This is a genomic window from Nocardia sp., from assembly GCF_025465275.1.
GTDB lineage: Bacteria > Actinomycetota > Actinomycetes > Mycobacteriales > Mycobacteriaceae > Nocardia.
Genome location: NZ_JAODNK010000211.1, coordinates 1 through 21,064 on the forward strand (window position 1 = coordinate 1; position 21,064 = coordinate 21,064).

Genomic DNA, 21,064 nt, shown 5'->3' on the forward strand with positions numbered 1-21,064 from the left:
CGACGACTTCCCCACTCCCCCCTTTTGGTTGGCCACCAAAATCGTTCGTCTCACGGCGCGGACATCTGACAGCAAACGCGAACTCGTCACGCCCGGAACACTACCGGAGGTCAACCGACAGGACCAACCATCTCGAGGGGGTGTGTCGTGGGCAGGAGAGTGGTAGCGGACTTTTCACGCGGTGAAGTCAAAGCGCCTGCCTGACAGTGTTTCTGAGCGACTGCCCGGAGACCGGGTGTGTGTACGACGACGCCTTCGGCAGGATCTCCTGCTCGCAGGCGTACCTGTGCCGACGCTATCAACACAGTCCAACGTCTTGTAGCAAAGGCACACCTTCCAAGTGTCTCTGCCGGAGCAGATGCGGAGTCAAGTCCTCAGTTCTTATGGTGCGCCAATGTCACGATGGATTCGGACCTCATTTGCACGACGCTTCTTCGGCGCGCATATCTGCTCTTATGCACGCTCCAGCTGATGGCACTTGGACACATCTGAACAAGGTCCTCTGATGAACCATAGGAAAGTGCACCAAGGACAGGTTTGGTACCGACTGTCTGACGGATCATGAGATGTATCAGAGGTGACGGTGAAGGATCGTCCTGTTGGGCGACTTGGCCACGTAGCAGAGACCGTACAGAAGAAACACTCTTCTTCGGGATCAAGATCCGGGCCGACCGTACGCTCGGTCTGATTGTCGAGGTATGAGCACTAACACAGGGAGACATTGAGCGCGCTGTAACGGTTGTAGTGGACCTCATTGAAGCGGCTTGTTCTGATACTCGTCTCATGGAGCGAGCAAAGACTTGTGCATCGCCAGCTGATCGAACCCTATACATAGCAAAACCACGTATCTCTGCTACTGGTAGGTGTGCGGCCAAACAGATGCCAATGTCAGTGTCCATAGTATGTGACGAGCAAGTTGCCTGTCTGAGCGTCATTGCTGCGCCGGTGGTATCGGCCGATTTTAAGCCGAGCTTAATGACCCATGCACCGACTCTTCTCCAACCCGTTTTCGGTGTACTTGAACTTATCCTAGTATATGCAATGAATAAGGCGGATTTATATGCCACGGCTTCTATCAAGTAGAAGGTTGAGCGAAGGGTTGCTACCACGTCCTTGCTGGACGTCTTCGTGGAGGCTGTTGCAGTGGACTGTGGATGTGTTAATAGAAGGGTGCATACGGAGGGCAATCGTATGCGCGTGATATCAACCCGACAGACCACCGTGCAGGCAGTCGAAAATCCGACTCTCTCAGAGCCATGTGGGCTGGTCTGATCCACCATCAGTGCTAACGTCTTATCGACCGTCTTATGGACAGTCGCATGGTTGATACGATGGAGAGTCGTAGAGTGTGTCGCATATAAGACGTTAGCACCGTCCCGGCGGCTGGCATATGGCATCGCCAGTGAAGTGGCATATCGGTAAATTGGCAGGTAAGGCTGGTAATTCGTTGCCCATGTCCGGCGAGGAACCATACCAAGATGGTGGTCGTGGACGGTTCCATTGACTTCAATATGTCGAGATGGACGAGGGGCAATCTGTCGTCGCAACCGCTGCGGTTGAATCATTCACTTCCCCCTCTCGGCTCTCTCGAACTGGAGTGGTCTCCGACTCCGGTCATTCTGCTCTGCGAGTGTATCCGGTTAGGCGGTATCGATGAAGAGCTGTGGCATACGCGTCGTCGTGACACCGCAGATCCTGGCACAGTTTTCGGAACCATCTTCTCTGGTGCGTGACTGGGGAGCGTCTGGAACCCGTACCCCTGTCAGTGATACTTGGCGAACAGGAACCCTTCGTGGATCCTGGCAGCTTTGATCTCTGCTGAATGGATGTCGATCTACCCGTCACCGAAACATCCACGAGAGCGAACGGGACTGCTACGGCGGGGGTTGGTGACGGTGTCGTTCCGCGCCATAGTCTCGATCCGTGTCGTCGGCTCTGTGCAGTAACAGGTGTGTCGGCGTGATCACTTACGCTGACTGAACGCTCACTTAGTCGGACACGGACTTTTTCGCAGTAGAGGACATCGATCTACCTCTTCCGGGCGAGCCCAAATTGGCGCCGTGGTTGGGGTGCCGCAGGCAGAACTTCCTCTGAGATAGCACCGCCTTGGCCTTATGTGGCGACCGGCAGCGGCGGTTGGGAAGCAAACACATCTCGCAATCCGCGGTCGCACTCTGTGCTTGGTCGATTGACACAACACTCACTCTCGCCGGCCAGGGGAAGTCGGCGCCCTCTATCTGCCGATACGGCGGCCTTGATCGACAGCACGTCGGATCCTCGGTCGTAGTTCGAACGGTTCGTGGTTTGAGCAATGAAGGGGTCGTCGTGCGAGTCAGCCCGGGGACTGATTGTTCTTGTCGGCTGGTGTCACCACGACTTCGAATGCGTCCCTGGCTGCCGTTGCGTCGGCAGGTCCGCGATCCATCGTCCGCTGGCTGCCCAGGACTCGTGTGCTGGGCAACGAGAACCGATGAGCCAAACGCGGGTCGTTCGATGCGCTGAGCTAGTGGGAGAGTGACTTCCTTAGTGTCATTGCCTCGCCGGGGCCAGGCTCGAGCAGGCTCTCCCAGGTTGTAGACCACTGGAGTGCTTCGAAAGCCCTAAAGCCACGCCTGTTGAGGAGCGAATGATCATCACAGGATCGGCAGATTCACATCCTTGGAACATGTACGGCTGTGGCCAACGGGCATCCTTAGTGCAAGCGCGCTTGCGCCGAAAGCCAGAACAGACAGCAGACTCTGACGGTGTGCAGGGGGAGTGGGGTAGCGCCGAGGTTGGATAGCCAGACAATTGCTATTGCAGCGTTCGAATGCCCGTTTTCCGTGTGTTTTCGCCAGTCCGCAACGGGGCAACTGCCAAAAACCCACCTAGTCGACCCGCAGGGCGACTTGTACCCACATATGGAACTCGACCACACCTTTGGGTGGAACAGGCCGTCAGCGTTAGATCTGGCGGGTTCAATACTCTGATCAGCGGGTATTCCGTGCGCGACCTGGGGTAAAGGCGTTCGGAATCGAGCTGGAGTCAGGTTTGGCGTGTACCTCGCGTGGGATGGACTTCATGTGCGAACCCACCCCGGCAATCGGAGTTTCGTCCGCGACTCGTTCAGTCGGTTGGCCACCCCGGTTTCGGTTTTTGGCCGCGTCGGAGAGGACACCCCAAGCGTGGAAATCCGCAGGTGGGGACGGTATGACGTAGAATTGCCAGGTGTGGCCCACCTGGGAGGCGCGGGTTCGAGGAGTCTTGGCGAACCCTGCGGTGACGGTCGAATCCGAGATCTTTGAGGTCGTGAGCGTACTCACCCTGTATTCAATTGTTCGGGATTCAGTTAGATGCAAATATCGGAACCCCAATGAGGAAATGACCAGGTGAAAGGCATGTTTTCCATGATACGGTTGTCACCGTGATCACAGTGGACTGCACGTCGGGTTCCCTTGGGAGGCTTCTGGGCTGGAAGGCGGCATGGTGATGACCGGCCATGCGCTCGCACTCACCGTTGCCGACCGTGCCCGATTGAGCTTCCTCGGCGATACACGGCAGGGCCAGGTCGCCGACCTTGTCCCGCTGTCGACGGGAGCGGTCGTTTCGGGGACGGAATTGCATGCTGCTACCGATGACGTCCCAGTTCCACGACGTCATGAGAAGGCAAGGTCGCCAGCGACGCTTGCAGCCTACGCGGCGTCGTGGCGCCGTTTCGCCTCCTGGTGCGATGCTCGGGGAGGGCCGCCGCTGCCGCCGCACCCAGGGATGATGGTGTCCTACGAGGAGGGCCTGGCGGTGTATCTGGCCGAAGCCGCTGATGCGATCACTGACGCCGGGAAGCCGTCGTACGCCGCGGCGACTATAGGAGCGTGGTGTACCGCAATCGCCTATTACTACTCCGAGGCGGGGCTTCCCAACCCCGTCAGCTCGGCGGTGGTCACCGGCACCCTGGAAGATATCCGCGGCCGCCGCGAAGAGGGCGGGTTCGAGCCTGATACGGCGGTACCGCTGTTGGCTCCAATGCTGGCACGCCTGGTGGCCAGTATCGGCGAGTGTGCGAATGGCTGGAGGGGACACGTTGCTGCGCGCCGAGATATTGCATTGCTCGTCGTTCAATACGCCGCCGGCCTGCGGCGGGGCGAGTTGGTGGGGTTGTCGATCGCAGACGTGAGTCGTATGCGGGATCCCGAGGATCGGTTTCTGCTCGTTGGTGTTCGAGCCAACGGCGGGTCGCCCGCAGGTGCCGAGCAAGTGCTGGTGGGCCGTGGAATCGATGCCCGGACCTGCCCGTGGTGTGCGTTACTTCGATGGCTGGTAGTTCTCGCTGCATTCGACCGGGCGGTTGCGACGGTTGCCGACGACTCAGTCGCTGCTGGGCAAATGGCCGTTCAGCGTCTGCTGCGGCGGGACGTTTCTTCCGCTGAGCTGCATATATGCGAGCGCGATTGGCCCTACTTCCGGCGGGCGGGAGCTCCGCTCTTCCGTCCACTCGACCGCGACGGGTTGCCGCATGAGCAGGCCCTGACCGCCCGCTCGGTGCCGAACATCCTGAAACGCCGCGCTGCTGAGGCCGGGTTCGATCCCGAGGTCGTCGACGGGCTACGCGGGCATTCGGCGCCGGCAGGCGCGGTGGTCCAGGCTCTGGCCAACGGGGCGAATCCGTACACCGTCGCTCGGCATATGCGCCACCGTGACGTTCGCACCGTGATGGGTTACGACCGCCGTGAGCCGGGGAGCGGGGTCTCCACCGCTGATCACCTGGGCCTTTAGTGAAGGAGCGAGCGCGAGTGGACCTTGATGACAGCGAATTCGGTTGTACCGCCGCGCCGCTGGGGCTGGCAGTGCGCTATCGCCGCGATTGGCGGCATTTCGCGATCTGGTGTGCGGCGGTCGAGGTCAGCGCGCTGCCTGCCGCGCCACTGACGGTGCTGGAATATCTCGCCGATCACCCGGGTCGTCCGGCAACCCAGGCTGGACGGGTCGCCGCGATCAACCATGCCCACCGGCTCACAGGGCTGCGTGCTCCCGGGCGCGCCGAGGCGCTGAGGCAGGCGCTCGACGAGGCTCGCGCCGCACGGTCGGCGCGGTGGCGACACGCTGTCGATCTGCTGTTGCCGCGCATTCCGGTGTGGGGATGGCCCGGAGGGTTGGCAGGGAGACGAAACGCCGCCCTGCTCGTGCTGGCCGCAGCCGGCCTGTCCTACGCCGATATCGCACGTCTGACCTGCGGCGATGTGCGAATCGACGCAGAGACGGTCTATTTCGGCGCGCAGCCGCTGGCCGCGGTCAGTGCGACCGGAGACCCGCATCGCTGCCCTTCTGGGGCAGTGCACGGTTGGCTGGCGGTACGTCCTGCCCTACAGCGCTATAACGGCCATAGTTTGCTCGAGGACGCGCTCAAATCTCGCGCCTTGCCAAGGGTTTCGGCTGACACCGTCGCCGGTGATCAGCCCCTGTTCGTCATGCTCGATCGGCACGGCTATGCGCCGATGCCGCGGATCGATCGCTCAGGTGATGCGCCGGTGCTGCCTGGACTCTCGGCCGAGGCCGTCGCCGCAGTCGTGAACAGGCACCTGACTGGCGATCTGCCGAAATACTTTATACGCCAACAGGAATCGGCAAAATATCCGCTGGGAGAGATCACAACGGAATCTGCCGGTGATCTGGAGTTGAGTCCTGACTACTACTCCAAGGGCACCGCAGCGCGTCGCCGCGATCATGAGATTCTTTCCGACATACCGGATCTGCTCGATGATGCGGTCGCTCGTTTGGAGGCGCTCTTGGATCGGACCTCCGACATTATCCGTGTGGCGCTCGCGTCGGATGAAGGGCTCTGACGAGAGTTACTGGCGCACAAAGTGATTGCGCTTCAAATCCACCAAAGAACGGGGGGGGGTCTTGGTCGCGGCAGTTGGGTTGTCACGACTTCGTGAGCCTGTCACATCGGATGGTCGGGGTCCTGCTCGTGAGTTATGTCGCTATCCAGGCGTGATGGCGACTGTATCGCGGGTGCCAGGCTGTATCGAATCGAGCGGATTCGCTCGAACAGGTCGTTTCGAAGGGGCCGATTGATCGATGTAGCTGCCGTTAGTATCGATACCGTCGCGGCCAGCATCGCCCATCCGGTGAGCCTGGCGGTGCTGTACGACACCTTGTGTAGCCCTGGTACCGGGTAGTCGCCATTGCCTGACATCCATCGGATGATCAGGCCGGCTTGCGTGCCCAGGTCGAGCGCTGGACCTGACCCGAGCATGCTCTTCAGGTCACCACTTTTGCTGTTGAGATACAACAAAGTGGCCGAGGAGAATATCGCTGCGGCAGCTGTAAGCGTCGCTACCGCATACGATCCGAGTGCACGCTGTGTGCGCAAGTTGGCCAATATGGTGCACAGGCCCCCCAGTGCGGAGAGCCCGGTCAGAATTCCCCACGTGCCCGAGATCGCCGCCCGATGTGGTGGCGAGCTCGACCATAACGACACCAGCGAGGTCGTGATGTGGAGGGTGCCGAACGCGTTGGAATCGACCTTGCCGTCCACCCCGGACGCCGCGATCCATGGCTGGAACAGCACCAATAGGAGTAGGACGCAGCCCGTGGCTGTGATCAGCTGCACCAGCATGGCATGAAACCGAGGCAGGAATATGCTCGCGCCCACGAGGTGGCGCAACGTCCGGCTGGCGTGTCGAACAAGCGGTTTGCCTTTTTGCTGCGGGGTTTGGAGCCGCGCTTGCCATGGCGTGGGCTGAACCATGTTATGAGCGTAGAACCCAGCTTCGTGCCGGACGCGGATGCACTCGCCGATGGTGGGAAGCCGCCATTCAGGTGGCCCCCACCATCACCGACGACGTCGTTGCAGCGGCAGAGTGTCGGACAGCGGTGTGCTTCGCCGTACCGGTACGTGTTGCTATGTCGAGGCGACGAGCCTGTTGTCGATGCCGAATTGTGGCTCAGTAGGACGGAACTGGGCCGGCGATGTCACCCGCCGCATGCAGGGTGTTGTAGACCTGAACGGCACTGGCAACACCCACCGGCCCGGCGACTACAGCGGTGCCGATTGCGGCACCGATGCCGATACCGATGCTCGCGCCGGCGACGCATCCCAATGCCGCCGCCGGTAGCGCGATCGGGCCGGTGGGCAGTGCGGTGAAGCCGGCGGTCACTGCTCCGAGGGGGCAGCCGATCGCGACACCGACAGCTGTCCCGGCAATTGCGCCGGCGGTCGCGGCCAGGCCGACCTGATTGGCCGCAACACCGATTGCGTTGTTGAAATCGGTTTGCGGGTCGTGCGCATCATCGATTTGCAGGGGCGCGTTCGATTGATCGATCGGTGAGGTGTTTGGTGCTGGGTTTGCCACGGCGTGTGGTTCGACCGATTCGGCGGTGGCATAACCAGCTGCAAGCCCGACACCGGAGATTGTCAGAGTCAGCGCGATGAGCGCACGGGAGATGTTCACGTTTTCGGGCTCCTCTATCGGTGGCAGCATGACCGCCGACCGGAAATTGAAATGGAAGTCACTTTCATTAATATCAGTCACGCGAGCTGCACTGTTCCCACTGGTGAGAATCACAGGACTGGTGGAGCAACTGCTGTTACGGTCTTCGCCGACGCGGGCTGCGGCGCGTTGTGCTGACAACTGATTGGGTTGGGCTCGATGCGGTACTGATCTCCTGGTGTCGGCGAGGACCTAGTCAAACGGAGCGCAACCTGCGTTGGTGGCTGGAGTTCACGTTGCGGACTGTTGTTCCACCTTGAGGATCCGGTGGCGCGGTGGTCGCTCTTCGCCGGATGACTCTGCGTACGTTGGTCTGTATCAGCGTGGCCGAAGCGAGGATCTCGTTTGGGTTTGCGGCCCAGATGAAGGGACTCGAATTCGCACCGGGGTGCTTGATGTAGTTGCGGAGTCGGTCGGTGACGCTCCGGACCGAATCGGCGTTGCCGCGTTGGATCGACTGTTCGGCAGCGATGGACACCCACTCTTCGATCTCGGTCAACCGGGTCGAGCCGGCGAGAGCGAAGCGAACCCGGATCTGCGGGTTCGCGGCCAGCCAGATCCGTGCGTCGGGTGTGGTTCGAGTTGACAGATTGTCGACTACGACTTGAATATCCTTGCCCGCGTGAGGCTTCGCCGCGTTGCACAGGAAACTCAGAAACCCGCTACTTGCCCGGCCGGGCCGTCCCCGGCCCACGATTCCGTGCAGGGGGGCGACGTGGATCGGTATGAGCGGCACTACCTCGTCTACGGCCTCAGTGTGTCTCACCTCGTCGGAACACAGGACGACGGCCCCACCGGGTGGGGCTAGATAGATGCCGACAATATCGGCTGTTCGCATCGTGGGTTCGAGCGTTCCGTGCGGAAGGGGCTTCAATCCGCACTTGCGCCAAAGGGCGGCGACATAGTTGTGTGACACAGCGACACCCTCCGTCCGGGCAATGAACTTGGCCATTTCCCGAGAAGACCAGCGCGGCAGACCGTTTGGCGGAGCACTGTGCGTCGCAACGAGAATCTTGCTGCGAATCCCCGCGGGAACCGGCTTGTGGGCGGGGCTCTGCCGGTGGTCGAGCAGGCCGGCAATCCCTTCGGTCAGGTACCGTGACAGCCACCTATCGACCGTCATCCACGAAACACCTGCCAGAGTGGCGATCTCGGCTTTGGACCGATTCTGGTCGTACCACAGCATCATTTGAGCGCGCTTGCCGACAACGGTAGGAACGTCAGGACACTCGACGAGATCGTGAAGCTCGCTCAGCTGTTGGCCGGTCAGTTTCATCATGACTGATCACCTGCGTGCAGTGCTTGCGCAAGTCCAATCGCATGCAACGACATCATGGCGTCCATGTTCTCGTGACGATGCTGCCAACGGCCGTCGAGTGGTTCCCAGTGCCGGGAGTTGGCCGATATCGGGCATGTGGCGGATGTTGTTCGTAGGCAATCATGCGATCATCCCTCAGGTAATGGATGCCACTGCGAAAGATGTTGCTAAGTAGTCAACACGGTGTCGCGGCTTTGATTGTGGGGTCTCGGCGCGGCCGCAGTGCCCTCCAGGTCATCGAGAATGCGGTAGCTGGGGGTCTAGCGTCCGCTATATGCCTTTGTCGCAGGGGATAAGGAGCCGCCGTGTGAGTGGCGAAATGTTGTTGGGTTGGAGCACGTCGACTGGTGGCCCGGGCGTCGATCTACCAAGTCTTTGGGAAAACTCGTGAGTGGGGAGGCTGGCAATGTCTTCGCCGCAGAGGAAGAAGGCATCGGGTCAGAGGCAGATGCTGATGTGAGTTTCACGCTGGGGCAGTCTGATTCACTGACCTTGCAGGTACCCGCCAGCGGACTTCTCGGCACAGGCCACGATCAGAGTGCGGAGCTCGAGGCCCAGTTGGTTCGTGAGATTGTTGCGGCAGGACCGGGTGGCTGGCGTTCCGCAGATGTCGACCTCACCGTAACGGTCGAACTCTGCCGCGGCCGATGCGTCTACCTCGTCGGCGAGCGACTTCTATCGATCGACGCGCCGGAGACGATGTGCGAGGTTGCCCGTCGGTTACGTGTGTTTTCGCCGCAAGAGCATCAGGGGCCGTGGTGGGGGTTGCGTTTACGTGTCGACGCGAGCGGGGAGCGCGATGTCGTCTACGACTACGGCGAACAACCTCCGGACGAGTTGCTGCCTCCCGAAGCGTATCTCGCTGATCTTCGTGAGTTCCCGCGCGGGCGGTTGCCCGTGTGGCTGGCCGCCTATCTCGGTCATGGCGACAGGCAATTGCGGACCCCTGAGCAGGCCGCGGCCGAAGCGCGCGCGTATCACACCGCTCGGCGACGGCCTGAGCTGGTGGAGAATGAGTTTCCGGACCTTCCGGTGATGTGGGCGCGCTGGGCGTCGATCGCTGCGGTCTTCACTGCGGTGCGGTCGACCCGTGGTCCTCGGATGTTGCCGTCGTTCGCATGGTTCGAGAGCTCACGGCGTAGCGGATCGACATTGTATGCCTTGCCGGGTGGGCGGGCGGTGCTGTCTGGTGGTGTGTGGAACGCGCCGGCCTTGGATGCGGCATACAACGATGGCGCGGTGTTGCCCGATTACTATGCGGGCGCACCGGATTGGATTGCGAATCCAGTTCTGAATCGGCGTGTCGGCGTCGGGCTGCTCTCTTTCTGTTACTGGTGGGATGCTGGGCGCTGGCATCGAGGGGAATCGCCGTCGGCGGAGCAATGCGCAGAGGCGGTCCCTGGAGTGTGGACCATCGAGGCGGTCGGCGGAATCGTCGCTGGCCTGATCGAAAATCGAAACGGTGACGGATTGCTCCAGGCCGTAGTCTCATTGGTGAGGCTGGCGCAGGCTGGAGGGGTGACGCGTGAGGCTGTCCGCGAGATCTTCGGAGACTCGGGCGACTTCGATATCGACGGCGCGCTGTACCAATTCGGCCTTGCCGGTCTGCTCGCGATGACGGTGGAACCGATCGTCGCTGAAGAGGCGATTTCCCGTGTGCAGGAGTACATCCGAGGTCGAGGTTATGACACCACGGGCTACCCGTTGGAGCTCTTGACAGCGGACCGCATAAGTTGCGGCTGGATGGTTCATGTACCGGTGCGATCTGGTCAGGTCGCTGCGGGACGGGCAGTTTTCTATGTCGCCGACGACGGTATCCTTGAGCATTCGACCTCCTCGATCGGGCCGACTTCGTATGCCTCCGGTTTTGCTCAGCGATATCGCCAGCGGCAGGGTCTCACAGTTTGAGGCGTAACAGAATCCCCGGATGCAAATTTCCTTCATGGACAGCGAATCCGGGGATATCTCACGAACGAACTCGTGTTGATGACCATACGATCATTTGTGCTCGAGGGCTACACCCCGGACAGGGTGCACAGCTGTCAGACATACGTGTCGAACAGAACTAAAGCCAGTCGACCAGCTGGCTCGAGTCACCATTTACGAGTGCTCGGCTTCGTCGAGCTGAGTGCCGACCTGCCAAATTTGAGACTGTAGCGGCTTTGATCTGTGCAAAGCGGCGAGATCATTCCCAATCATGGGAATGATCGGCAGTGGGGGCGGCCTCCGTTCTCGGCATTTTGGCGGATTTGTTCAGAGTGGGTACGCCGTACCTTGAGATGCTCGACATGATTTACCGAGAGCCAGTGGCTACGCACCTCGAAAACCTGGAGACGGGATCCAGGTAAGGGGGATCGGAATCAGGAGTGTGTCACGGTGGTGCCAACTACCCATGTAATCCGTACTCACGGTGGTCTGAAGAACCTCAACAATTCTGATTATCTTGCGGATCTCCTCGACGCTTCACACGTGCCGTGGGCATCCACGTTGTCTGCCCGGCGTCCGTCGTCCTACGCCGGCAGGGTGTCGGTTCGGGAGCGGCACAATGCAGGCACTGTCTTCGATGCGCCGTTACCGAGCGCTGGCGCACTCGGAGGCTGCCCAGGGGACATGCTGGCCGAGGTCTGCGCGCTGGTCGAACGAGGAGTGCTGGAAGTGACGTTGCTCGGGCGGAATGTCGGCTCGCGCGCCGCCCATTGCGCCGAGCATTGTGAATCCTCCAGCCGCAGTGCGCTCCTCGACCTATTGCGTGCCTGCCGCACGATCGAAGGTTTGGAGCGAGTGCGGCTCGTTTCGGCGGATCTCGCAGACTTCACCGACGAGGTCGTCGAAGCTATGGCAGCGACTCCGAACATCTGCCCGCAGGTGCATCTGTCATTGCGGTCGGGATCCGACCGTGTGCTCGCAGACATGCGTCGCGCCTACCGCCGGGCGGACTTCGTACGCTGCGTCGAGAAGGTGCGGGCTGCCATGCCTTATGCATCCATTTCCACCGACGTCATCGTCGGGTTTCCCGGTGAGTCAGAGGCGGACTTCCAGCAGACTTTGAGTCTGGTCCGTGAGGTGCGGTTCGCCACCGCGTTTACGTATCGGTACGCCATCCGGTCAGGGCCGACGACGGTGGCCGCTTGCGATCAGGTGACTCGAGCTGTCGCGCGGGAGCGAATGGCCCGGCTTACGGCGGCGCAGGAGCAGATCTCACTCGAGGGTAATCAGGCACTCCTCGGATCGACGGTCGAGTTGCTGGTCACCGGTGGCCTGGACAAGTCGGATACGGGGTCGAGGTGGATGTGTGGCCGGACGCGTGACGGCAGGCTTGCACATTTGCAGCCTGCTCGAGGCGGCCCGATTCGAGTAGGCGAAATCGTGACGGTTCAGATTACCGGTGCCGCACAGCATCACGTGGTCGCTGACGCCGGCGTTCGGGGACATTGCCACTCGCGTGCCAGTGGGTCCTACGGTCCGCGCACCGTGCCAGGGAAGTTCGGTCTCGGAGTCCCCGTGATCGAGGTCCGGTTTCCGCAGCGGGCTGAGCTGTGATCGTCGCTCCAGCCTGGTTTCGATGACGACGCCACCACGGAGGCTGATGGTCGCACCATGGTCCGCAATCGGTGCCGCGAGATCGACGATGGGTGACCGGCTTACGTCATCGGCGACGCGGACCTGCGTAGAACTCAACGAAGTCAGTGACCGAGCAACGGCCCGCCACACCGACGACACGCGGGTTGGTTGTTTCGAAACAGGGAGCGCAGTAGCAGTCGAATTCCCCTGGGACTACCGCGATCTGGTTCATAGCGACCCTGCGTACATGGCCGGTATCAAGAGTTTCGCTGGGCGCTGGTCATCGAGACATCCGCCAACAAGCTGAGAACGGCAACGATCAGTCGGCGGGTTCGGGTACTGGCATGACGGCGAATCGGGTGAAAGCCTGATCGAGGAGATCGGAGACTGCGGCAGTGACGAGGAGCAGGGCAATCGCCCTGTCCGACTCCAAGCTCGCCTGGTCCTGCGGTGAGTGTGTGGACTCGCGGCCCTGGTCGGCCGGGCCCCGGAATAATTGTGACGCATAGCGTTCGGCGATTCGTTCGCAGTCGGTACGCAGTTGCTCGACCAGTTGCTCGGCAGCAGGGACCGACAACCCCGCACCGATGAGGTGGGTGGCAAGGTGGTAGCAGCGCGGGTTGGTGAGGCGGTATTCGTCGAGGAGGTCGCCTCCATCAAGAGTGCTTGCCTCGATGCGCGCGGGGGGCGAGTCGGCGGGGGCGTCCATGGTGGCGTCGCGCGCATCCGCGATGCCGTTGCCGGTAACGCCGAGGACGTCGGCCAATCCGTCACCACGGTCCCATGCGTCGAACAGCTCCCTGATTCCGTTCAGCTTCATGCCGCGGTTGAGCAGCCGGCTGATGGTATGCAGCCGAGTGAGGTGATCCGTCCTGTAGTACCCGACCCGTCCGCGCAACTCGGGGGAGGGGAGCAGACCTCGTTCGTGGTACACGCGGACGCTGCGCACGGTGGTCTCGCCGGCCCGTGCCAGCTCGTCGATCGTGTACTCGGTCTCCACCTCCATACACTCTAGGAAAGCACAGATTGACCCTAGAAATCACGTGCCATCACTGATCGGTCCGTCCATTGGTGGTCAGATTCGGCGCATACTCCCCGATAGCTGGGGCATGATTGATGTACCGTTAATTGTCGGAACGTCATGTGACGTGGGAATCAATGTCTGGTTAAGCCTCGGTGGAGGTAGTTGCCGTCAGGCCAACAGTGGGTTACCGTGCGGAAGCTGGCGTTTCCTCGCCGGTTTTCCGGGGTCTGTGGAGCAGCCCCGATGTCCGCCTGACAACTGGGCGCGCATCGGTTGGCGCGCCCAAGGCTTTCCGGAGACGGTCATGAAATTCACTCCATCCCGTTCACATGTGGCGGGATTCATTGCGCTCTCGGCGATTTCGCCAGTTCACTCGAGGACCGCGCTGCGGCCGCCATGTGCGGATCGGCCCGGCGACTGGGATCTGGACGCTGGTACACCTGACACCTGGCAGGCCGCTGTTCGGATCTGCGGCACTTGTGACCTGCTGACGAGATGTGCTGAGCTGGCGCAAACGCTGATCGAACGAGGCGCTGGGCCGCGGGCATCGGTATGGGCGGGCGTGGCGTACGACGATACCGGTCGTGTGATCGAGAAGCTGGAGCGCTACCGCAACACTTCGATCGACGAAAGGCGCCCGGTCCGCATCGTCCACTTCGGACCCCGACCGGCGCGCACCGATTCGGTACCGAGGGCGCCGCACCGGCACCTCGTGCTCGGCAGCCGTGTATTGCGGTCGACCAGCAGAGAAAGTGCCTGATTTGTTATCGTCGAATCCGGTTGGAGAATAGGTACTTTCATGACCGCGTTGGCGTTGGAAATCGGGTCGGAGCAATTCGCGGCAAGCGTGATCGCCGACGACGTGGGGGAGGAGGGGATCCGCAGGGCTCCGATACCGGCGCGCGGTGTCTGGAAGACCTGTGTGGATCTGCTCCGCGAAGCTGCCGCAGGTGTGGAGGTCACGTCACTGGGTATCGCTTGCGCGGGGCCGATCGATATGGCGGCCGGTGTCGTGGCCCCAGACGAAATCGCCGAGTGGCGAGCGGGTTTCGGCATCATCGAGGCGGCACAGAAGGAGTTCCCGGTTGCCTCGGTACGGTTGGCCCTCGACGGAGTCTGCCTTGCCCTCGCGGAACGAAACTTCGGTGCCACGCGCTCCGTCCTCGACTCGCTGGCGATCACCGTGTCGGACCGGATCGCGGGCGGAATGATGGTGGGTGGCTTCACAGTAGTGGGGCGCACCGGAAATGCCGGGAGTATCGGCCATATGCTGGTGCCCGGTTTCGACGAACGCTGTGTCTGTGGCGGACGTGGCTGTCTGGAGGCGGTGGCCGGAGGGGCATCGGTACTGCGCTGGGCGCGTGCTCAGGGCTGGTCGGGGACCTCGGTGAGTTCTTTGGTCGAGGCGGCTCGGTCTGGTGACGAGATCGCCTCAGCTGCGCTCGGGCGGGCCGGTGTGGCGCTGGGCCGCGCGATCGCGTCGGTGGCGGCGTTGCTGGATATCAGCACCGTGGTGGTCGGCGGCACGCTCGCTGGCGCAGGTCCGGTGCTGTGGCAGCCGCTCGGTGCGGCCGTCACCACTCACGGCCGTCTCGGCTATCTCTCTGGACTTCGCGTTGTGCCATCGGAACTGGGCCAGGTAGCCATCCTCGCTGGTGCGGGTGTACTGGCCTTGACTGGTGAGGGCTGAGCTCGTTCTCTCGGTGTTTGTGCGTCCTATGGCCGATGTCTCGGTCCATGCTGTCCGGAAGACTCGATCGAGGTCGATGGTGTCTCGGCGCTGGTGCTGATGATCCAGATCGACCCCAACCATTGAATGAGCCGTTATATAGCGGTACGTTGAACAGGTGGATCGAGGTTGGGTGTGAAGTCCGAGGCACTTCCGGCTCATGCGAAGGCGGTACGCAGTGATGCCGTGATTCCCTGGGTGACCATCGAGACGTTGTCGCCGGCCGCGCTCTCGGTCGTGTCGGTAGGTCAGATCGCGCGCGAGTTCGCCCCGTGGCAACGTGTTCTGCAACGGCAGTTGTCGCGCACCCGTGCGTTATACGACAGTCTCACTACTGTCGGCATCGCCGAAGCCGTCGAACGTGCACGGGATTTGGCCGAGGGACACGATCTGCCGGTCGATACCGGCGCGGGCCCGCACATACTGCGCATGCGGCCGGTATTCGGCCCGACCGGCGATGTGCACGCGATTCGGCTGTGGGCAGGTCCGGTTGCAGCTGCGGTGCCTGCACTGACGCCGGCGATCGGCGTCATCTGGGATCTCGCTACGCAGACGATTCAACTTCCAGGCGGTATCACCGCTTTGACCGGCGCCTCTGCTGAAGAGTACGTGCCGAGAATCTCCATTGCGGAATTGTTCCATCAGGTGTCGGTTTTCGATCGTCACGCCGAGGTGCTCGATCTGCTCTACGACCCGAAACCTGGTGAGGCACTGCAATTCGAGGCCACCGTCACCGATGGACTTCGAAGGGCGAGGCACTGGCGGTTCAGCATCCGGGCCCGTGATGATGAGCGCACCCGCGGCGCGTGGTGGCTGATCGAGGACATCACTTCTGATCAGGTGGTGGATCGATGGCCGACCCTCGAACGCGTGGGGTTGAGAGAGGCGCATCGGCGGGCCGGGACTCATCTGGCTGTTGTCCAACTCGATCATGCCACCATCTCCCACTGGCTCACCGACCCGGCGCCGTGGATACGGTGGGACTACCTGTACCGGCCTGTCGACGTATTCCATGCCGAGGACCGCGCGCGCCTGCTGGAAATCGGCGAGAGGTTGCGCGCCGGGGATACGGTCGGGGTGACTGTCCGGGTGTTGAATTATGCCGGCGGCTACACGCCGACGTCGCTGCTGCTCTACCCCTATCCTGGATATTCGAGCAGGCATCTGGCCATTGCTCAGCTGGTCCGGGTTGCCGACGACGTTCCGATGCTCGAACCGATGCCGAATGCACTGGAGCACTGGAATATGTCAGCGCCGATCGGTTATGACGATCAATTGCGTCATAGGTTGGCAAGTCAAGTGGAACGCAATCCGCTGAACTGATTTCTCTTCCCAATGGTGGGGATAATCGTGTAGGTGGAATTCAGTGCGCTCTCTACCATTTCAGATGTGAGGACAGCTTCCGGCCAAACGGTCGATTCCGGCGATGCGTTGCTCCGCCGGATGGTCGCACGACGCCGCCGCGACAACGCTGTGATCGTGGTGCTGGCTGTGCTGGCTGTCCTGGGCGGTGGCCATGCCATCGTCAGCATGTTTTCTTCGAACACGACGACCACGACCGACGATGCCAGTGTGTCGGCTGTGGGCAGGGCACAACTGGCTGGATCGTTCGCCGAACAGTTCGTCGTGACCTATCTGACTTCCAGTGCAGGGCAGCAAGATCAGGTAGGACAATTCGTCTCCGTCGATCAACAGATGGCCTTACCTTCAACCGGTCGGCAGGTCGTGAATCCGCAGGTTGTATACCTATCGCGGTCCGTGTCGAACGGCACGCTCGATGTGTGGTCGGTGACGGTTTCGGTTCAGGTGAGCAAAAACAGTGCGGCAGCGCCCAATATACGGCAGTACTACCGGGTTGCTGTGTCGGTGAGCGGTGGTCGGCTGCGCGCATTGTCGCTCCCAGCGGTGGTGTCGCCGCCGAGTCGAGGAAGCGACCTCGCGCTCGGGTATTCCGCCCCCTGCGGAGCGGATTCGCCACTCGCACAAGTGGCCTCGGGATTCCTGGCGGCACTGCTCACCGGCTCGGGCGACATCACCCGATACACGACTGCGGAGGCCGGGATCGTCGCTTTGCAGCCACCTCCGTTCGGTGACATAGGTTCGGTCTCGGTCAGCTCCGACGACACGAATTGCGGGGCCGGAAATGGATCGGCTTTGATCCTGGCGACCATCACGCCGAAGGCTGATGGCACCGCGGTCGCTTCGCTGGCATACCCACTGACCATGGTCCGCACCGAAGGACAATGGCAAGTGCGGTCGATCGATTCCGTTCCGCTACTGAAGAACCCCCTCGCCACCGTGGTCGGCGTGGGCAACCACGGTGGCACCGCGAGCACTTCCTCCTCGACGCTGCCGTCTTCGGTGTCAGCACCAGCGGTGCCGATCCCTTCGGCGACACAGAAGTAAGTAATACGAGAAGAGGCACCCAAATGTCGAATTTCACCTCACTGATCCAATGGGCGATATATTTCCTCCGCTGGGCAGGCCCTCTGGTCATCATTGTCATCACCATGGTCGTGTTCATCTCCGCTGCAGCGCAGTCCAGGCTGTCGCCGGGCAGAATGATCGCCGTAGGTGCCTCCGGACTGCTCGGGGCAGCATTGTTCTGGCTGATACCTACCGTGATCAGCGACGTGGGCGGCACTGTCAACAGTGTTGCTCCGTACGTACCCAGCGGGGGATATGGCGGCCGATGACCCAGTTGGTCAAGGTGTTTACGCCGATCAAGCGCGTGCCCACCATGATCGGCAAGGCACAGAACGGGCAGAAGCTGCCGTTCGGGCCCTACACCCTTCACCAGGTGGGAGGGGCTGTGGTGCTGATTCTCATCACGTCGGTGTGCACGATGAACTTCCCTATCAATCCAGCCGTGACCTTCGTGACAGGAGCGGTGTTCACCGTGCTGGCTGTTTTCGCGCTCGGGCTGGTTCCCTACACGGGCGTACGAATGACATCCCGGGTGCTCTGGATCGGGCGCATGATCGTCCGACGCAAACCGGTGCACGCCTCAGGTGTGCCCATCGACGTCGATTCGACCAGGCACGTCCTGTTCATCGAGGAGAGTCTCGTCGTTGTTCTTCCCGAAAGTCGGTCTATCCGAGGCAATGTGGTAGGCGTCGGTTCACCGAGGGGGACGATTGCCGCTGGTCGGATCGCCGCAGCACTCGACGATGGAATCGGCATCGTGGATCCGGATACCGAGATGAACTATCTCCTCTCGTCCGAAAGGTCGCTCGAATGATTTTCGGACGAGACATCCAGCCCACCGCCGCGATCCGTGGGAATCTGCAATTCACCCATGCCGGGTTGGTGACCGCGACCTACTTCATCAACCCGCTCGGTTACGGATTACGCAAGGCCAGTGACAAATTCGACGTCAAACTCGCACACCATGCCCTGATCAACAGCCTCCCCAACGGCTCTCTGCTGCTGGGTATCCAGGCCCGGCTCAATACCGTCGACGTGTTGACCAAAATGGTGGAGGGTGTGGATCTGGCGTATTGCGAAGACTACGCGGCAGAGGTAGTCTCGTCCTACGAGCGGGTATGCGCGATTATGCCCCACACCCGCATCTTTCTGTTGTCCATACCCGTCGGCGCCACGAACTCGGCCGTGTCCGGCTTGTCCCGAATATGGCGGGGCAGCACCACGACCATCGACGCCACCGCAATCGGGCGGGCGGATCTGGACACCTACGATCAGAAGGCCGACGAAATCCTCTCCCGTATCGGAGGTGATTTCGATCCAGTTCCCGTACCAGCCGCCATGTTTCAGTGGCTGTGGGAACACTACCTGTCGCGGGGTGCCTTCGGTGAACCCTCGGCGCCGACGCGTCCGGGCGCCCTGGATGATGTGACTTCCGCGGTTTTTCGTTCGGCAGCGCTCGATGAGGGTGCGCAGGCCGACAACAGCCGGCGCCTTCGGCCATCGTTTGTCCCGGTGATCAAGGTTGTGCAGCCGGACTCTCCGTATCTCCCGTCATATCAGACGATGCTCACGCCGCATTCGTTCCCCTACACAGGGATGGCGTTCCCCGGTGGCAGCGAATTCCTCAGCGTTCTCGAGGGATTGGGCGATGTCACCGTCGACTGGGGTATGCGGATCTCGACCAAGCCGGCCGACCAGGTCACCAAAAACAATGAGTTGCGGCTGCGGCGGCTGGGCGAGCAGATGGACCAGCGCGACCAGGAAGTCTCCTTCGCTCACAGCACGCTGACCTCCAAGGCCCAGATGCTGGGCGAGTACAACCAACACTTCGAGGTCAACAGTGGCGAGTCGGAGGTATCGTTCACCACCGTCGTCGCCGTTGCCGGGCATTCCCACGAGGCAACCCTGGACGCGGTCAACGCGCTCAAACGCCGATACAAGCGTTTCCAGGTGGAGATGACCACGCCGGTCGGAGCGCAGGTCGACCTATGGTCGATGCTCATTCCCGGTAGCCCGCCCCGGCGAGCTTTCGACGACTATGCGCACATCGTGCCCTCGGACATGTGGGCTGCGTTCGTGCCCTTCACAACGAGTCAGATCGGTGACGACAGTGGTCCGATCATCGGGGTGAATCTGTTGTCCGGAAACTTCGAGCCGATCCATTTCGGGATCATGGAGGCCGCGCTGCACGATTTGTCGGCGTCGTTCGCAGTGACCGGTGAGCTCGGCTCCGGCAAATCGTATTTTTTGAAACTTGTCGCGGTTCTGGTGCACGATATGGGCGGGCAGTTCCTCGCGATCGACCGCAGCCAGGTCGGGGAATGGGAACATTTCGCGGCAGCGATCGACGATGCGGTCATCATCGATCTGGCGAACCCGAGTGTTTCGCTGGACCCCTTGCGGTTGTTCGATCCACGGGTGGCCGGCGAGCGCACGCTGGACACGATTCTACCGCTGCTGGATCTGTCACCGACGTTCGGTGCCGGTGCTGTAGTGGGGAGTCTGTTGAGCCCCAGAGGCCTTGCCGAACACGGTATTCGGAGCATGCTCGACATGTTCCATACTGTTCGCCGGCTGCGGGATCAGCAGGGAAACGGCGAGGAATACGCGGACCTGGCAGCGCGCCTCGGTACGGTGGTGGAGCGGATGCCTGTGCTGTTCGATCCGAATCTCCCCACACTGCGTCTGGATGCCGCCGCGACCGTGATCCGCAGCCATGGGGTGGCGCTTCCGACGGCGGAGGAATTGACAACCCCGCATCTGTACAACCGATTGCCGTTGACCAAACGGCTCGGTACCGCCCTCTACGAGCTCGTCGGTGTTGCCGCCCGGGAGGCGTTTCTGACCGACAACGGTCGTTTCGGATTGCTGGTCGGGGACGAGGCGCATCACTTCACCCAGACCCAGGTTGGTTCGGCGGTAACCTCCGACTTCAGCCGGGACGGCCGAAAGCACTTGGCTGCAATCGGATTGGCGTCCCACGATCCGGCAACCGATTTCCAGGGAGCCGCGCACAATCTGGTGCCCAACAGGTTCGTCTTCCGCCAGCGCGATGAGACTCTCGCGCGCAACAGTCTGGAATGGCTCGGAGTCGATCTGGAGGAAACACCGTTCTTGCTGCAGATTCTGCGGGAGGAGACCTCGCCGCCGGTAGGGCCGGGCCGTCAGATTCCCGAGGAGCGCCGCGGCGAGATGTTCATGCGTGATGCGTTGAATCGTATCGGGCGTGGAAAGGTGCTCGGCCCGGCGCGAGCGGACCGCGCGGCAGCGATGACAAGCACACCCTCCGCAGCTGGCGCAAGTGGCCAGAAGGCGCTTTCACGGCAGACAGCCACATGATTACCAGGGCAGTGTCAGCCGTCCTGCACGATCCCTACCGATGGGAACCGCGAACCGCTCTTGCACGATTCTTCCAGTGGGTGCGGGCGAGTCGTCGGCGTCGGCGAATCTTCTCGATCACTGCAATCCTCTTCGCACTTTTCATCTTTCCGGGGCCGCTGACCGCGATTGCCTTTGCTCAATCCGGTAGTACT

14 protein-coding genes are annotated in these 21,064 nt (G+C 61.6%); 10 read left to right on the forward strand and 4 right to left on the reverse strand.

Annotation, left to right across the window (positions count from 1 at the left end; genetic code table 11):
- Window positions 1-3,777 precede the first annotated feature (3,777 nt).
- Window positions 3,778-4,752 carry a hypothetical protein gene (locus JWN03_RS42095; RefSeq protein WP_297627980.1) on the forward strand — a complete coding sequence of 325 codons (975 nt, stop codon included), beginning with the start codon at window positions 3,778-3,780 and terminating at the stop codon, window positions 4,750-4,752.
- 17 nt (window positions 4,753-4,769) lie between these two features.
- Window positions 4,770-5,819 carry a hypothetical protein gene (locus JWN03_RS42100; RefSeq protein WP_297627982.1) on the forward strand — a complete coding sequence of 350 codons (1,050 nt, stop codon included), beginning with the start codon at window positions 4,770-4,772 and terminating at the stop codon, window positions 5,817-5,819.
- Between the two features lie 101 nt (window positions 5,820-5,920).
- On the opposite strand, the gene JWN03_RS42105 is transcribed toward JWN03_RS42100, so the two are convergent.
- The 3 genes from JWN03_RS42105 to JWN03_RS42115 form a co-directional block, all read right to left on the reverse strand.
- On the reverse strand, window positions 5,921-6,730 hold the full coding sequence (locus tag JWN03_RS42105; RefSeq protein ID WP_297627984.1) for a hypothetical protein: 810 nt from the start codon (window positions 6,728-6,730) through the stop codon (window positions 5,921-5,923).
- A gap of 196 nt (window positions 6,731-6,926) precedes the next feature.
- Window positions 6,927-7,514, reverse strand: coding sequence for a hypothetical protein (locus tag JWN03_RS42110; protein ID WP_297627986.1), 588 nt, complete (start codon window positions 7,512-7,514; stop codon window positions 6,927-6,929).
- Between the two features lie 154 nt (window positions 7,515-7,668).
- Complete coding sequence (locus JWN03_RS42115; RefSeq protein ID WP_297627988.1) at window positions 7,669-8,751, reverse strand: helix-turn-helix domain-containing protein; 1,083 nt, start codon at window positions 8,749-8,751, stop codon at window positions 7,669-7,671.
- Between the two features lie 426 nt (window positions 8,752-9,177).
- Here JWN03_RS42115 and JWN03_RS42120 point away from each other — a divergent pair, with 426 nt between their 5' ends.
- Together JWN03_RS42120 and JWN03_RS42125 are read left to right on the forward strand one after the other, a co-directional pair.
- Window positions 9,178-10,698 (forward strand): hypothetical protein, encoded by a 1,521-nt coding sequence (locus JWN03_RS42120; protein ID WP_297627990.1) that lies wholly within the window; start codon window positions 9,178-9,180, stop codon window positions 10,696-10,698.
- 702 nt (window positions 10,699-11,400) lie between these two features.
- Window positions 11,401-12,330: a radical SAM protein gene (locus tag JWN03_RS42125; protein ID WP_297627992.1), complete on the forward strand. Its 930-nt coding sequence runs from the start codon at window positions 11,401-11,403 to the stop codon at window positions 12,328-12,330.
- A gap of 340 nt (window positions 12,331-12,670) precedes the next feature.
- Here JWN03_RS42125 and JWN03_RS42130 read toward each other — a convergent pair whose 3' ends face one another.
- On the reverse strand, window positions 12,671-13,357 hold the full coding sequence (locus JWN03_RS42130) for a MerR family transcriptional regulator (protein WP_297627994.1): 687 nt from the start codon (window positions 13,355-13,357) through the stop codon (window positions 12,671-12,673).
- 817 nt (window positions 13,358-14,174) lie between these two features.
- Between JWN03_RS42130 and JWN03_RS42135 the strand changes: the two genes are divergently transcribed.
- From JWN03_RS42135 to JWN03_RS42160, 6 genes are all read left to right on the forward strand, one after another.
- Complete coding sequence (locus tag JWN03_RS42135; protein ID WP_297627996.1) at window positions 14,175-15,065, forward strand: ROK family protein; 891 nt, start codon at window positions 14,175-14,177, stop codon at window positions 15,063-15,065.
- Window positions 15,066-15,239: 174 nt separating this feature from the next.
- Window positions 15,240-16,427 carry a GAF domain-containing protein gene (locus JWN03_RS42140; RefSeq protein ID WP_297627998.1) on the forward strand — a complete coding sequence of 396 codons (1,188 nt, stop codon included), beginning with the start codon at window positions 15,240-15,242 and terminating at the stop codon, window positions 16,425-16,427.
- A 66-nt stretch (window positions 16,428-16,493) separates the two neighbouring features.
- The gene (locus JWN03_RS42145; RefSeq protein ID WP_297628000.1) at window positions 16,494-17,510 is read left to right on the forward strand and encodes a conjugal transfer protein; all 1,017 of its coding nucleotides are present in this window, start codon (window positions 16,494-16,496) and stop codon (window positions 17,508-17,510) included.
- Between the two features lie 23 nt (window positions 17,511-17,533).
- Window positions 17,534-17,800 carry a hypothetical protein gene (locus tag JWN03_RS42150; protein ID WP_297628002.1) on the forward strand — a complete coding sequence of 89 codons (267 nt, stop codon included), beginning with the start codon at window positions 17,534-17,536 and terminating at the stop codon, window positions 17,798-17,800.
- Window positions 17,797-18,345: a hypothetical protein gene (locus JWN03_RS42155; protein WP_297628004.1), complete on the forward strand. Its 549-nt coding sequence runs from the start codon at window positions 17,797-17,799 to the stop codon at window positions 18,343-18,345. The genes JWN03_RS42150 and JWN03_RS42155 overlap by 4 nt, the downstream gene beginning before the upstream one ends.
- Window positions 18,342-20,870 carry an ATP-binding protein gene (locus JWN03_RS42160; protein ID WP_297628006.1) on the forward strand — a complete coding sequence of 843 codons (2,529 nt, stop codon included), beginning with the start codon at window positions 18,342-18,344 and terminating at the stop codon, window positions 20,868-20,870. The genes JWN03_RS42155 and JWN03_RS42160 overlap by 4 nt, the downstream gene beginning before the upstream one ends.
- The last annotated feature ends 194 nt before the right edge of the window (window positions 20,871-21,064 follow it).

Coding starts and splice junctions, on each gene's coding strand:
- JWN03_RS42105 (WP_297627984.1), bottom strand. CDS start 6,730: ATGGTTCAGCCCACGCCATGGCAAGCGCGGCTCCAAACCCCGCAGCAA.
- JWN03_RS42135 (WP_297627996.1), top strand. CDS start 14,175: ATGACCGCGTTGGCGTTGGAAATCGGGTCGGAGCAATTCGCGGCAAGC.
- JWN03_RS42130 (WP_297627994.1), bottom strand. CDS start 13,357: ATGGAGGTGGAGACCGAGTACACGATCGACGAGCTGGCACGGGCCGGC.
- JWN03_RS42115 (WP_297627988.1), bottom strand. CDS start 8,751: ATGATGAAACTGACCGGCCAACAGCTGAGCGAGCTTCACGATCTCGTC.
- JWN03_RS42155 (WP_297628004.1), top strand. CDS start 17,797: ATGACCCAGTTGGTCAAGGTGTTTACGCCGATCAAGCGCGTGCCCACC.
- JWN03_RS42150 (WP_297628002.1), top strand. CDS start 17,534: ATGTCGAATTTCACCTCACTGATCCAATGGGCGATATATTTCCTCCGC.
- JWN03_RS42125 (WP_297627992.1), top strand. CDS start 11,401: ATGCTGGCCGAGGTCTGCGCGCTGGTCGAACGAGGAGTGCTGGAAGTG.
- JWN03_RS42160 (WP_297628006.1), top strand. CDS start 18,342: ATGATTTTCGGACGAGACATCCAGCCCACCGCCGCGATCCGTGGGAAT.